Genomic DNA, 13231 nt, shown 5'->3' with positions numbered 1-13231 from the left:
GGCAAACTCACATCAGAAATCCGCTTTCAGCACCACGCGGTAGCGGGCTTTGCCGTCGCGCACGTGTTGGATCGCTTCGTTGATTTTCGACATCGGATACAGCTCGGTGGTCGGTGTCACTTTGGTGCGGCCGGCAAACTTCATCAGCTTGCGCAGCTCGTATGGCGTACCGGTCGCGGAGCCTGACACGCTGCGATCCCCGCCGATCAGGGTAAAGGCCGGAACCGGCAGCGGCTTCATCACCGCACCCACGGTGTGGAAGTTACCGCCGTAGGCCAGCGCTTCAAAGTACGGCTGCCAGTTGAGATCGACGTTCACGGTGTTGATGATCAGGTCAAACTGCCCAGCCAGCGCGTTCAGCGCGTCCGGATCGCGGCTGTTCACGACTTTGTCCGCGCCCATTGCCAGCACTTCTTTCTCCTTCGCCGGGTTCGAGCTAAACGCCGTCACTTCACAGCCCATCGCGTGCAGCAGCTTGATGGCGATATGGCCCAGACCGCCGATACCGATCACGCCCACGCGGCTGGTGGCGGTGACGTGGTGCATCAGCAGCGGTTTAAAGACGGTGATCCCGCCGCACAGCAGTGGACCAGCAGATTCAATATCAATGCTGTCCGGCAGCGGGATGACCCATTGCCAGTCGGCGCGCAGCTTATCGGCGAAACCGCCCTTGTTCAGGATGGTGGGCACTGCGCCTTCAAGGCAGTTGATCTGGTTGCCGCTGATACAGGCGTCGCAGTGGCCGCAGCTGCGTGCTGTCCAGCCAATGCCCACGCGCTGGCCAACCTTCAGCCCTTTGTCCTGCGCGGCGCTGCCGAGCGCGACGACGCGGCCAATCACTTCGTGCCCGGCAACCAGCGGATAGCTGGAGAAGCCCCATTCGTTGTCGATCATCGAGAGATCTGAGTGGCAGACCCCGCAGTAATCAACCTGTACTTCGACGTCTTCTGCTTTTAGTTCGCCCGCATCGTACTCGTACAGCTCAAGTTCTGCACCCGCCTGCGGTGCGGCGTAGCTTTTTATCTTCGACATCGTGTTTCCCCCGTTGTGGTGTGAACTGAGAGTGTAGAGCATTCAGTTTACAGCCGCTTAACAGAAGGGGGCAGGAACGAAACTTACAGACTTTTCAGCATTCTGACTTCGCAGTCAACGTGGCCCGTGCAGCCCAGCGGCGCATCGATATGCTCAAAGCCCAGATGTTCATACAGGCCGATGGCCTCTTTGAGGAAGGCGGTGGTTTCGAGGTAACAGCGTTTAAAACCCTGATTGCGCGCGTGCTCCAGGGCGACCAGCGCCAGCTTCTTCGCCAGACCCTGTCCACGAACCGACGGCAGGAAATACATTTTCTGCAGCTCACAGATATCCGGCTCGCTGCAGCTCAGCGGTGCAACACCGCCGCCGCCCACAACCTGGCCGTCCTGCTCAATGACCCAGTAGGCGTGGCCCGGCTGGCTGTACAGCTTAAACAGTTCGTCAAGATTCGGGTCGGCAACGGTGTAACCTTTATCCGCCGTCAGCCCAAACTCTGCAGAAACGGTGCGGATAACGGCGGCGATAGCCGGATTGTCCTGCTCAGTGATCCGACGCATCGTCGTCGCGACGGGGGTAATCACGCTCATAGCATTACTCATTACAAAAATTGACACACAGTTGCTGTTAATAGCACTGCAGAAAAGGGAGTGCAAGCGAGGAGTTTTCAGGAAGGTTACCCCTTACGCCCTGAAGCGTAAGGGGTAAAAGCATTACAGGGCCGCGATAACGGCCTGCTGCTCGATCAGTTTGGTCTTCGCATCGGCGAAGGCAACCAGACGCTCACGCTCTTTGGCAATGACCGCTTCCGGCGCGCGGGCAACAAAGCCTTCGTTCGCCAGCTTGCTTTCGATTTTGCCAATTTCCACGTCGACTTTCGCCACTTCTTTCGCCAGACGCGCCAGCTCTGCGTCTTTGTCGACCAGGCCCGCCATCGGGATCAGCAGCTCCGCACCGTCGATAATTTTAGTCACGGAAACCGGACCCTTGTCATCGGCAGGCAGCACGGTGATGCTTTCCAGACGCGCCATGGTTTTCAGGAAGGTGTTGTTCTCGGTGACGCGACGAACGGCAGCGTCGCTGCAACCGCGCAGCAGCAGCTCCAGTGGTTTACCCGGGGCGATGTTCATTTCGGCACGGATGTTACGTACCGCAACGATCGCCTGCTTCAGCCACTCGGTATCCGCTGACGCGGCTTCATCAACCTTAGCCGCATCGAATTCCGGGAACGGCTGCAGCATGATGGTATCGGCGTTGATGCCCGCAATGACCTTCACGCGCTGCCAGATGGTCTCGGTGATGAATGGAATAACCGGATGCGCCAGGCGCAGCAGTCCTTCCAGGACGGTAATCAGCGTGTTGCGCGTGCCGCGCAGCTCCGCTTCAGAACCGCCGTTCATGACCGGCTTCGCCAGCTCCAGATACCAGTCACAGAACTGGTTCCAGGTGAATTCATACAGAATGCCCGCCGCGATATCAAAGCGGTAGCTGTCCAGCGCCTCGCGGAAGGCTTTCACCGTCTGGTTAAATTCCGCCAGGATCCAGCGGTCCGCCAGAGACAGGGTCATCTCGCCGCCGTTGAAGCCGCAATCCTGATCTTCGGTGTTCATCAGCACGAAGCGGCTGGCGTTCCACAGCTTGTTACAGAAGTTACGGTAACCTTCCAGACGCTTCATGTCCCAGTTGATGTCGCGGCCGGTAGAGGCCAGCGCCGCCAGGGTGAAGCGCAGGGCGTCGGTACCGTGAGATTCGATCCCGTTCGGGAACTGCTTCTCGGTACGCTTGCGGATTTTCTCAGCCAGCTGCGGCTGCATCATGTTGCCGGTACGTTTTTCCAGCAGGTCTTCCAGGGAGATCCCGTCAACCATGTCCAGCGGGTCAATCACGTTGCCCTTGGACTTGGACATCTTCTGCCCCTCGTCGTCGCGGATAAGGCCGGTCATGTAGACGGTATGGAACGGAACCTGCGGCTTGCCGTCTTCATCTTTGATGAAGTGCATGGTCATCATGATCATGCGGGCAATCCAGAAGAAGATGATGTCGAAGCCGGACACCATTACGCTGGTAGGGTGGAACTGACGCAGCGCGTCGGTGTTTTCCGGCCAGCCGAGGGTAGAGAAGGTCCACAGCGCGGAGGAGAACCAGGTATCCAGAACGTCTTCATCCTGGCGCAGGGCCACGTCAGCGCTCAGGTTATTTTCCTGGCGCACTTCGTCTTCGCTACGGCCAACGTAGACGTTGCCTTCGTTGTCGTACCATGCCGGGATGCGGTGACCCCACCACAGCTGACGGGAGATACACCAGTCCTGAATGTCGCGCATCCAGGAGAAGTACATGTTTTCGTACTGCTTCGGCACGAACTGAATGCTGCCGTTCTCAACCGCTTCCACAGCCGGTTTCGCCAGCACGTCGGCACGGACGTACCACTGGTCGGTCAGCATTGGCTCAATAACCACGCCGCCACGGTCGCCGTACGGCACGGTCAGATCGTGAGGCTTAATCTCTTCCAGCAGGCCGAGGGCATCAACGGCGGCTACGATGGCTTTACGTGCGGCAAAGCGCTCCAGCTTCTGGAACTCAGCCGGGATCTCGCTGGAGTAAACGTCGGATTCGTTGCCTTTGGTGTCGTACACCTCTGCGCTTTCGCGGATATCGCCGTCGAAGGTCAGAATGTTGATCATTGGCAGGGCGTGACGACGACCCACTTCATAGTCGTTGAAGTCGTGCGCCGGGGTGATTTTCACGCAGCCGGTGCCTTTTTCCATGTCGGCGTGTTCGTCGCCCACAATCGGAATGCGGCGGTTCACCAGCGGCAGCACCACAAATTTGCCGATCAGATCTTTATAGCGCGGATCTTCCGGGTTAACGGCCACGCCGGTATCGCCCAGCAGGGTTTCCGGACGGGTGGTCGCCACCACCAGGTAATCTTTACCGTCTGCGGTTTTTGCGCCATCGGCCAGCGGATAGCGGATGTGCCACATGGAGCCTTTGGACTCGCGGTTTTCCACTTCCAGGTCAGAAATTGCGGTGCGCAGTTTCGGGTCCCAGTTTACCAGGCGTTTGCCGCGGTAAATCAGGTCTTCTTTGTACAGACGGACGAACACTTCTTTTACGGCGTTGGACAGGCCTGCGTCCATGGTGAAGCGCTCGCGCTCCCAGTCCACGGAGTTGCCGAGACGGCGCATCTGACGGGTAATGGTGCCGCCGGATTCTGCCTTCCACTGCCAGATTTTGTCGATGAACGCATCGCGACCGTAGTCGTGACGAGTTTTACCTTCTTCAGCGGCAATTTTACGCTCAACCACCATTTGGGTCGCGATACCCGCGTGGTCAGTCCCCGCCTGCCACAGGGTGTTTTTGCCCTGCATGCGCTGGTAGCGGATCATGGTGTCCATGATGGTCTGCTGGAAAGCATGCCCCATATGCAAACTGCCGGTGACGTTCGGCGGCGGGATCATGATGCAGAAGGACTCTTTGCTTTCGTCGCCGTTAGGCTTGAAATAGCCCTGCTGTTCCCAGTGCTCGTAAAGCGGCTGTTCGATATCGCGTGGGTTATATGTCTTTTCCATTATTTCCAGGTTGCCGTATTCAGGTTAAAACCGGCCAGGCGGTACGCTTTATAGCGTTCGCGCGCCAGTTGTTTCAAGGATTCTTCGTAAGGGACAAAGTCTACCACTTCTGTGAAAGCGGTGGCAAAATCTGCAAAGTCTGTCCGCAGGCTAATGAGAATATCGCGCGCGCTGCTGTTGCGCTTTTGCGGCCAGGCAATTTCGACCGGTGCCCCGCCGCGTGGACCTTCGCCCGACAGGTTATGCGGAACAAAACTTTCCGGCGGGCGCGCCCATAGCGCTTCATCCAGGCGAATCGCCTGCTGCTCATCTTCACAGGCAATCAGTACGCGTTTACCTGCGCGCCAACGTTCTGCGGCAATTTCACACACCAGCTGTTCAACGGCGCTGAGGCCATCCTGATGGGTGTCGTTGTCCAGAAGGTAGAACGTTGCATTCTTCATATATGGGGCTTCTTGTCGTGGATTTAAATGCAAAGCCGGGTGGCGCTTCGCTTACCCGGCCTACGGTTGAGTGGCGTGTAGGCCGGGTAAGGCGAAGCCGCCACCCGGCACATTACATCACTCGTCGCCGTTAAAACCCGCACGATTAAGCAGGAACTGCGACAGCAGGGCCACCGGACGTCCGGTAGCGCCTTTGGCTTTACCGGAGCGCCATGCGGTCCCCGCGATATCCAGGTGCGCCCAGTTGTACTTGCGGGTAAAGCGCGCCAGGAAGCAGCCTGCGGTGATAGCCCCGCCAGGACGACCACCAATGTTAGCCATGTCCGCAAAGTTAGACTCCAGCTGTTCCTGATACTCGTCACCCAGCGGCAGACGCCATGCGCGGTCACCGGCCTGCTCGGACGCGCCGATAAGCTCGTGCGCCAGCGGGTTGTGGTTCGACATCAGGCCGGTGATGTGATGGCCCAGGGCAATCACGCAGGCACCGGTCAGGGTGGCCACGTCGATAACCGCTTCTGGCTCGAAGCGCTCAACGTAGGTCAACACGTCACAGAGTACCAGACGGCCTTCGGCGTCGGTATTCAGCACTTCAACGGTCTGGCCGGACATGGTGGTCAGGACGTCGCCCGGACGATACGCGCGACCGCCAGGCATGTTTTCGCAGCCTGCCAGCACGCCGATTACGTTGATGGGCAGCTGAAGCTCCGCAACCATGCGCATGACGCCGTAAACCGCCGCCGCGCCGCACATGTCGTACTTCATCTCGTCCATGCCTTCTGAAGGCTTGATGGAGATACCGCCGGAGTCAAAGGTCAGCCCTTTACCGACGAGCACGATCGGACGCGCGTCTTCAGACGGATTGCCTTTGTATTCGATGACCGACATCAGGGATTCGTTCTGCGAGCCGTTACCCACCGCCAGATAAGAGTGCATCCCCAGCTCTTTCATCTGCTGTTCGCCGATGACGCGGGTGATGACGTTTTTGCTGTAAGAGTCAGCCAGCTGGCGCGCCTGAGAGGCGAGGTAGGCGGCGTTACAGATGTTTGGCGGCATGTTGCCGAGATCTTTTGCCGCTTTGATACCGGCGGCAATCGCCAGACCATGCTGGATGGCGCGCTCGCCGCTGGTCAGTTCGCGACGGGTTGGCACGTTAAAGACCATTTTGCGCAGCGGGCGACGCGGCTCGCTTTTGTTGGTCTTAAGCTGATCGAAGCTGTAAAGGCTCTCTTTTGCCGTTTCGACGGCCTGACGCACTTTCCAGTAGGTGTTACGGCCTTTGACGTGCAGCTCGGTCAGGAAGCAGACGGCTTCCATTGAACCGGTGTCATTCAGCGTATTAATGGTTTTCTGAATAACCTGCTTATACTGACGTTCATCCAGCTCGCGCTCTTTGCCGCAGCCAATCAGCAGAATACGCTCTGACAGGACGTTCGGAACATGGTGCAGTAACAGCGTCTGCCCAGGTTTGCCTTCCAGTTCGCCACGGCGCAGCAGGGCGCTGATATAGCCGTCACTGATTTTATCGAGTTGCTCGGCGATCGGGGAGAGTCGGCGCGGTTCAAAGACGCCCACAACGATGCAGGCACTCCGCTGTTTCTCCGGGCTACCGCTTTTTACACTGAACTCCATGCACTACGCTCCTGAATCTTAAAGACAACGGCGGCTGCTACGGATAGAATTGAAACCTTTCGTAACTCATGTCCGCTGTTGTGGTGACTTCGTGTTAATCTTACGTTACTACGGTTTCGACACGTCAGAAAAAGTCCTGAAGCGTGAATCCGCCGGATGTTTTAATCTTAGCGACGATTTCGACGACTCAAGAGAATAAATGACGTTTAAGCCATGAAACAAGCGATTTTCCAGCAAAGAGACGGGTTTTTACGGGCGTATTTAAAGTGATAATCATAAGATATCTGGTGCGGGAGACGCTCAAAAGCCAACTGGCGATCCTCTTCATCCTGCTGCTGATTTTTTTCTGTCAGAAGCTGGTTAAGATCCTCGGTGCGGCCGTTGACGGCGAAATTCCAACGAATCTGGTGCTTTCCCTGCTTGGGCTGGGGATCCCGGAAATGGCGCAGCTTATTCTGCCGCTGAGTCTATTCCTCGGCCTGCTGATGACCCTCGGTAAGCTGTACACCGAGAGTGAAATTACGGTGATGCATGCCTGCGGCCTGAGTAAAGCCGTACTGGTGAAAGCGGCGATGATACTGGCGCTGTTCACGGGCATTGTTGCGGCGGTGAATGTGATGTGGGCGGGCCCTATGTCTTCCCGTCATCAGGACGAAGTGCTGGCCGAGGCGAAAGCAAACCCCGGCATGGCGGCGCTCGCGCAGGGGCAGTTCCAGCAGGCGACTGACGGAAACTCCGTGCTGTTTATTGAGAGCGTTGACGGCAGTAAATTCAACGATGTATTTCTGGCGCAGCTGCGTCCTAAAGGTAACGCGCGTCCGTCAGTGGTGGTTGCCGATTCTGGCCAGCTTTCTCAGCGCAAAGACGGTTCTCAGGTCGTCACGCTGAATAAAGGCACCCGTTTCGAAGGCACCGCGATGCTGCGTGACTTCCGTATTACGGATTTCCAGAACTATCAGGCCATTATTGGTCATCAGGCGGTGGCGCTCGATCCGACGGATACCGAGCAAATGGATATGCGCACGCTGTGGAATACCGATACCGACAGAGCGCGGGCTGAGTTCCACTGGCGTATTACGCTCGTATTCACCGTGTTTATGATGGCACTGATTGTCGTGCCGCTGAGCGTGGTGAACCCGCGCCAGGGCCGCGTGCTCTCTATGCTGCCAGCGATGCTGCTTTACCTGATCTACTTCCTGCTGCAAACCTCGATTCGCTCTAACGGCGCGAAGGGTAAGCTGGATCCGATGGTCTGGACGTGGTTCGTTAACAGCCTGTACATCTTACTGGCGCTGGGATTAAACCTGTGGGATACGGTGCCTGTGCGCCGCATACGTGCCCGATTCTCGCGTAAAGGAGCCATCTAATGCAGGCGTTTGGCGTTCTTGATCGCTATATCGGTAAAACCATTTTCACCACCATCATGATGACGTTGTTCATGCTGGTGTCGCTCTCCGGCATTATCAAATTTGTCGATCAGCTGAAAAAAGCCGGGCAGGGCAGCTATGACGCGATGGGGGCGGGGATGTACACCCTGCTCAGCGTGCCAAAAGATGTGCAGATCTTCTTCCCGATGGCGGCTCTGCTGGGCGCGCTGCTGGGGCTGGGGATGCTGGCTCAGCGCAGCGAGCTGGTGGTGATGCAGGCCTCAGGCTTTACCCGTATGCAGGTTGCGCTGTCGGTAATGAAAACCGCAATCCCGCTGGTGCTGTTGACCATGGCGATTGGCGAGTGGGTGGCACCGCAGGGCGAGCAGATGGCGCGTAACTATCGTGCTCAGGCAATGTACGGTGGTTCACTGCTCTCGACTCAGCAAGGTTTATGGGCGAAAGACGGGAAAAACTTCGTCTACATCGAACGGGTAAAGGGTAATGATGAACTGGGCGGGGTGAGCATCTACGCGTTCAACGACCAGCGCCGTCTGGAGTCTGTCCGACACGCCTCTTCCGCGAAGTTTGACGCTGAACATAAGCAGTGGCGTTTGTCGCAGGTTGATGAATCTGACCTGACGGATCCAAAACAGATTACCGGGTCACAGACGGTGACCGGCACCTGGAAGACCAACCTCACGCCGGATAAGCTCGGGGTTGTTGCGCTGGATCCTGACGCGCTCTCTATCAGCGGCTTGCACAACTATGTGAAGTACCTGAAGTCGAGCGGGCAGGATGCCGGACGCTATCAGCTCAACATGTGGAGCAAAATCTTCCAGCCGATGTCCGTGGCGGTGATGATGCTGATGGCGCTGTCGTTTATCTTCGGCCCGCTGCGTAGCGTGCCGATGGGCGTGCGCGTCGTGACCGGTATTAGCTTCGGCTTTGTCTTCTATGTTCTCGATCAGATCTTCGGTCCGCTGACGCTGGTTTATGGCATCCCGCCGATTATCGGTGCGCTGCTGCCGAGCGCCAGCTTCTTCCTGATCAGCCTCTGGCTGCTGCTGAAACGCTCCTGATTGACCTCTCCTCGCTTCCGGTGAACCGGAGGCGAGGCTAATCTCCTGTTTCACCCCGCACTTTTTCTCACAACCTTCAACGTCCCGCCTCGAATTTGAGTATTATTGAGCGATAAAGTCGTGAAGGGATCCTCTATGAAGCAAATTCGAATGCTAGCCCAGTACTACGTCGACCTGATGATGAAGCTTGGGCTGGTGCGTTTCTCCATGCTGCTGGCGCTGGCGCTGGTCGTTCTGGCGATTGTCGTGCAGATGGCCGTTACGATGGTTCTGCATGGTCAGGTCGAGAGTATCGACGTTATCCGCTCTATCTTCTTCGGCCTGCTCATTACCCCCTGGGCGGTCTATTTTCTTTCCGTGGTGGTCGAACAGCTGGAGGAGTCCCGTCAGCGCTTATCAAAACTGGTCGATAAGCTGGAGGAGATGCGCGAGCGCGACCTGAAGCTCAACGTTCAGCTTAAAGACAACATTGCTCAGTTGAATCAGGAAATTTCAGATCGTGAGAAGGCGGAGGCAGAGCGTCAGGCCACGCTGGAACAGCTGAAAATCGAAATGAAAGAGCGCGAGGTGACGCAGATCCAGCTTGAGCAGCAATCCTCCTTCCTGCGTTCGTTCCTGGACGCTTCGCCGGATCTGGTATTCTACCGTAACGAAGATAAAGAGTTTTCCGGCTGTAACCGGGCGATGGAGCTCCTGACCGGGAAAAGCGAGAAGCAGCTGATTCACCTCAAGCCGCAGGACGTTTACTCCGAAGAGGCGGCCGCCAAGGTCATGGAGACGGACGAAAAAGTGTTCCGCCATAACGTCTCGCTGACCTACGAACAGTGGCTGGATTACCCGGACGGGCGCAAAGCCTGCTTTGAGATCCGTAAGGTGCCGTACTATGACCGCGTCGGGAAGCGTCACGGCCTGATGGGCTTCGGCCGTGATATTACCGAGCGTAAGCGCTATCAGGATGCGCTGGAGCGCGCCAGCCGCGACAAGACCACCTTCATCTCCACCATCAGCCATGAGCTTCGTACGCCGCTTAACGGCATTGTGGGGCTGAGCCGCATTCTGCTGGATACCGACCTGACCGCGGAGCAGGAAAAATACCTCAAAACGATTCACGTCTCGGCGGTCACGCTGGGTAATATCTTCAACGATATTATTGACATGGATAAGATGGAGCGCCGAAAGGTTCAGCTTGATAACCAGCCGGTTGATTTCACCAGCTTCCTTGCCGATCTGGAAAACTTGTCTGGTCTGCAGGCCCAGCAGAAGGGGCTGAATTTTGTCATGGAGCCCACCCTGCCGCTGCCGCATAAAGTGATTACCGACGGCACGCGGCTGCGTCAGATCCTGTGGAACCTCATCAGCAACGCGGTGAAATTTACCCAGAAGGGGCAGGTGGCGGTGCGTATTCGCTATGACGACGGGGACATGCTGCACTTCGAGGTGGAGGACTCCGGGATTGGTATTCCGCAGGAGGAGCAGGACAAGATTTTCGCGATGTACTACCAGGTGAAGGACAGCAACGGTGGAAAACCGGCCACTGGTACCGGAATCGGCCTGGCGGTGTCTAAGCGGCTGGCGAAGAGCATGGGTGGTGACATCACCGTTGCCAGCCAGGCGGGCAAAGGGTCAACCTTCACGCTGACGGTGCATGCGCCGGCGGTGGCGGAAGAGGTAGAGGATACCTTTGAAAACGACGATATGCCGCTGCCTGCGCTGCACGTCCTGCTTGTTGAGGATATTGAGCTTAACGTGATTGTAGCGCGCTCGGTGCTGGAAAAACTGGGCAACAGCGTGGATGTCGCGATGACCGGTAAAGCCGCGCTGGAGATGTTTACACCGGGTGAATATGACCTCGTTCTGCTGGATATCCAGTTGCCGGATATGACCGGGCTGGATATCTCGCGTGAACTGACGCGTCAGTACGCGGCTGATGAACTGCCGCCGCTGGTGGCGCTGACGGCGAACGTGCTGAAAGATAAAAAAGAGTACCTCGACGCCGGTATGGACGATGTACTCAGCAAGCCTCTGGCGGTGCCTGCTCTGACCGCCATGATCAAGAAGTTCTGGGATACCCACGATGAAGAGGAGAGCACCATGACGTCTGTTGATAGCGCAAAAGCCCAAACGATACTCGATACCGCGATGCTGGAGCAGTATATCGATCTGGTCGGCCCGAAACTGATTACCGACGGCCTGGCGGTGTTTGAGAAAATGATGCCGGGTTATCTGAGCGTGCTGGAGTCAAACCTGACGGCGCGTGACCAGAAGGGCATCGTGGAAGAAGGGCATAAAATCAAAGGCGCAGCCGGCTCGGTCGGGTTACGCCACCTGCAGCAGCTGGGTCAACAGATTCAGTCGCCTGATTTACCAGCTTGGGAAGATAACGTTGGTGATTGGGTTGAAGAGATGAAACAAGAGTGGCAGAACGATGTTGCGGTGCTTAAAGCCTGGGTGGATGCCAGAAAAAAATGACCCCGGCTAGACCGGGGTGCGCGAATACTGCGCCAACACCAGGGAAATCGTGGCTGCGCCTGTTTTTTAAAGTAATTTTCTAATGGGCGCCGCCGTAAAAATTTAGGCCGCACGCAGATAAGATAGCAAATCTTAAATGGTTTGTTACATGAATCAGTGAAATGTGTGAAGCATAGCGTTTTAATCAAAATTATTAATGTGCTTCAGCGAGTTGCAAAGAAGGATCGTCAAGATGAAAAAAATTGGTGTTGTCCTGAGCGGATGCGGTGTTTTTGATGGTTCAGAAATACATGAAGCCGTAATCACGCTGCTGGCCCTGACAAAACAGGGAGCAGAGGTAATCTGTTTTGCACCCGACAAAAATCAGTCGGATGTGATTAACCATCTGACCGGCGAGCCGATGGCCGAAACGCGTAACGTGCTGATTGAAGCCGCGCGTATTGCCCGGGGAGAGATTCATCCGCTGGCGAAGGCAGATGCCGCTGAACTGGATGCGCTCATTGTGCCGGGCGGCTTCGGCGCCGCGAAAAATCTCAGCACCTTTGCAGCCGAAGGTGCCGCATGCACGGTGGACCCTGATCTCAAAGCGCTGACGCTGGCGATGCATGCCGCGGGCAAGCCGCTGGGCTTTATCTGTATTGCACCGGCCATGCTGCCAAATATTTTCGATTGTCCGTTACGGCTGACGATCGGAACCGATATTGATACCGCAGAGGTCGTCGAGGACATGGGGGGCGAACACGTTCCGTGCCCGGTCGATGACATTGTGGTGGATGAGGACAACAAAGTTGTCACCACGCCCGCGTATATGCTGGCGAAGAATATTGCGGAAGCCGCCGTGGGCATTGAAAAGCTGGTCGCCCGGGTGCTGGTGCTGACGGAATGAGACGTCAGTTTTCCGCAGGCGCATGGGTGAAACGCCTTCTTTTCCGCATCGTACTCGTCCTGGCTGTGTTCTGGGGAGGCGGGCTGGCCGTGTTCAGCATTTTGCCGGTACCGTTTTCAGCGGTCATGGTTGAGCGCCAGCTTAGCGCGTGGTTCTCCGGTGATTTCGGCTATGTTGCCCATTCTGACTGGGTGAGCATGGATGAAATTTCTCCGTTCATGGGGCTGGCGGTTATCGCGGCGGAAGATCAAAAATTCCCGGAGCACTGGGGGTTCGATGTGGCTGCGATTGAAAAGGCGCTGGCCCATAACGAACGTCACGAAAACCGCGTGCGCGGTGCGTCAACGCTGTCGCAGCAGACGGCTAAAAACCTGTTCCTGTGGGATGGGCGAAGCTGGGTGCGAAAAGGGCTGGAAGCGGGTCTGACCCTGGGAATGGAAACGGTCTGGAGCAAAAAGCGTATTCTGACCGTTTACCTTAATATCGCCGAGTTCGGCGACGGGGTATTTGGTGTCGAAGCTGCATCACAACGCTATTTTAATAAACCTGCCAGCAGGCTGAGCATGTCGGAGGCGGCGCTGCTCGCGGCTGTTCTGCCTAATCCTGTCCGCTTCAAGGCCAGCGCCCCGTCAGGGTACGTGCGAAGCCGTCAGGCGTGGATCATGCGCCAGATGCGCCAGCTGGGTGGGGAAGGGTTTATGGAGAGAAATGCGTTAATGTAGGGCGGGTAAGCGCAGCGCCACCCGCCAGAATAGCA

11 protein-coding genes are annotated in these 13231 nt (G+C 56.7%); 6 read left to right on the top strand and 5 right to left on the bottom strand.

Annotated elements, in window-relative coordinates:
• Window positions 1–12 precede the first annotated feature (12 nt).
• The 5 genes from IB212_RS20565 to pepA form a co-directional block, all read right to left on the bottom strand.
• Entirely contained in the window at window positions 13–1032 is a 1020-nt protein-coding gene (locus IB212_RS20565) for an NAD(P)-dependent alcohol dehydrogenase (protein WP_028014580.1), read from the bottom strand.
• 83 nt (window positions 1033–1115) lie between these two features.
• Entirely contained in the window at window positions 1116–1619 is a 504-nt protein-coding gene (locus IB212_RS20560; RefSeq protein ID WP_028014579.1) for a GNAT family N-acetyltransferase, read from the bottom strand.
• A 123-nt stretch (window positions 1620–1742) separates the two neighbouring features.
• Window positions 1743–4598, bottom strand: a complete 2856-nt coding sequence (locus IB212_RS20555; RefSeq protein WP_041907862.1) for a valine--tRNA ligase — start codon at window positions 4596–4598, stop codon at window positions 1743–1745.
• Window positions 4598–5041: a DNA polymerase III subunit chi gene (gene holC, locus IB212_RS20550; protein ID WP_003861884.1), complete on the bottom strand. Its 444-nt coding sequence runs from the start codon at window positions 5039–5041 to the stop codon at window positions 4598–4600. Before holC ends, IB212_RS20555 begins: the two co-directional genes overlap by 1 nt.
• A gap of 117 nt (window positions 5042–5158) precedes the next feature.
• Complete coding sequence (gene pepA / locus IB212_RS20545; protein ID WP_028014577.1) at window positions 5159–6670, bottom strand: leucyl aminopeptidase; 1512 nt, start codon at window positions 6668–6670, stop codon at window positions 5159–5161.
• 143 nt (window positions 6671–6813) lie between these two features.
• On the opposite strand from pepA, the gene IB212_RS20540 reads away from it, so the two are divergent.
• The 6 genes from IB212_RS20540 to mtgA all read left to right on the top strand — a co-directional run bounded on the left by IB212_RS20540 (window position 6814) and on the right by mtgA (window position 13196).
• The gene (locus IB212_RS20540; protein ID WP_213743486.1) at window positions 6814–6873 is read left to right on the top strand and encodes a hypothetical protein; all 60 of its coding nucleotides are present in this window, start codon (window positions 6814–6816) and stop codon (window positions 6871–6873) included.
• A gap of 63 nt (window positions 6874–6936) precedes the next feature.
• Window positions 6937–8037, top strand: coding sequence for an LPS export ABC transporter permease LptF (gene lptF, locus IB212_RS20535; RefSeq protein ID WP_028014576.1), 1101 nt, complete (start codon window positions 6937–6939; stop codon window positions 8035–8037).
• Window positions 8037–9119 (top strand): LPS export ABC transporter permease LptG, encoded by a 1083-nt coding sequence (gene lptG, locus IB212_RS20530; RefSeq protein WP_028014575.1) that lies wholly within the window; start codon window positions 8037–8039, stop codon window positions 9117–9119. The genes lptF and lptG overlap by 1 nt, the downstream gene beginning before the upstream one ends.
• A gap of 135 nt (window positions 9120–9254) precedes the next feature.
• The gene (gene arcB / locus IB212_RS20525) at window positions 9255–11588 is read left to right on the top strand and encodes an aerobic respiration two-component sensor histidine kinase ArcB (protein WP_028014574.1); all 2334 of its coding nucleotides are present in this window, start codon (window positions 9255–9257) and stop codon (window positions 11586–11588) included.
• 232 nt (window positions 11589–11820) lie between these two features.
• A complete protein-coding gene (gene elbB / locus IB212_RS20520) occupies window positions 11821–12474 on the top strand; it encodes an isoprenoid biosynthesis glyoxalase ElbB (RefSeq protein ID WP_041907865.1) in 654 nt (217 codons plus the stop codon).
• On the top strand, window positions 12471–13196 hold the full coding sequence (gene mtgA / locus IB212_RS20515; protein WP_028014572.1) for a monofunctional biosynthetic peptidoglycan transglycosylase: 726 nt from the start codon (window positions 12471–12473) through the stop codon (window positions 13194–13196). Before elbB ends, mtgA begins: the two co-directional genes overlap by 4 nt.
• The last annotated feature ends 35 nt before the right edge of the window (window positions 13197–13231 follow it).

It is taken from the genome of Enterobacter sp. E12, assembly GCF_014596715.2.
Lineage (GTDB): Bacteria > Pseudomonadota > Gammaproteobacteria > Enterobacterales > Enterobacteriaceae > Enterobacter > Enterobacter bugandensis.
The sequence above is the reverse complement of the archived record's forward strand: the minus strand, read 5'-3'. Positions and strand labels throughout refer to the sequence as shown.

Coding starts and splice junctions, on each gene's coding strand:
- IB212_RS20565 (WP_028014580.1), bottom strand. CDS start 1,032: ATGTCGAAGATAAAAAGCTACGCCGCACCGCAGGCGGGTGCAGAACTT.
- IB212_RS20560 (WP_028014579.1), bottom strand. CDS start 1,619: ATGAGCGTGATTACCCCCGTCGCGACGACGATGCGTCGGATCACTGAG.
- IB212_RS20555 (WP_041907862.1), bottom strand. CDS start 4,598: ATGGAAAAGACATATAACCCACGCGATATCGAACAGCCGCTTTACGAG.
- holC (WP_003861884.1), bottom strand. CDS start 5,041: ATGAAGAATGCAACGTTCTACCTTCTGGACAACGACACCCATCAGGAT.
- pepA (WP_028014577.1), bottom strand. CDS start 6,670: ATGGAGTTCAGTGTAAAAAGCGGTAGCCCGGAGAAACAGCGGAGTGCC.
- lptG (WP_028014575.1), top strand. CDS start 8,037: ATGCAGGCGTTTGGCGTTCTTGATCGCTATATCGGTAAAACCATTTTC.
- arcB (WP_028014574.1), top strand. CDS start 9,255: ATGAAGCAAATTCGAATGCTAGCCCAGTACTACGTCGACCTGATGATG.
- elbB (WP_041907865.1), top strand. CDS start 11,821: ATGAAAAAAATTGGTGTTGTCCTGAGCGGATGCGGTGTTTTTGATGGT.
- mtgA (WP_028014572.1), top strand. CDS start 12,471: ATGAGACGTCAGTTTTCCGCAGGCGCATGGGTGAAACGCCTTCTTTTC.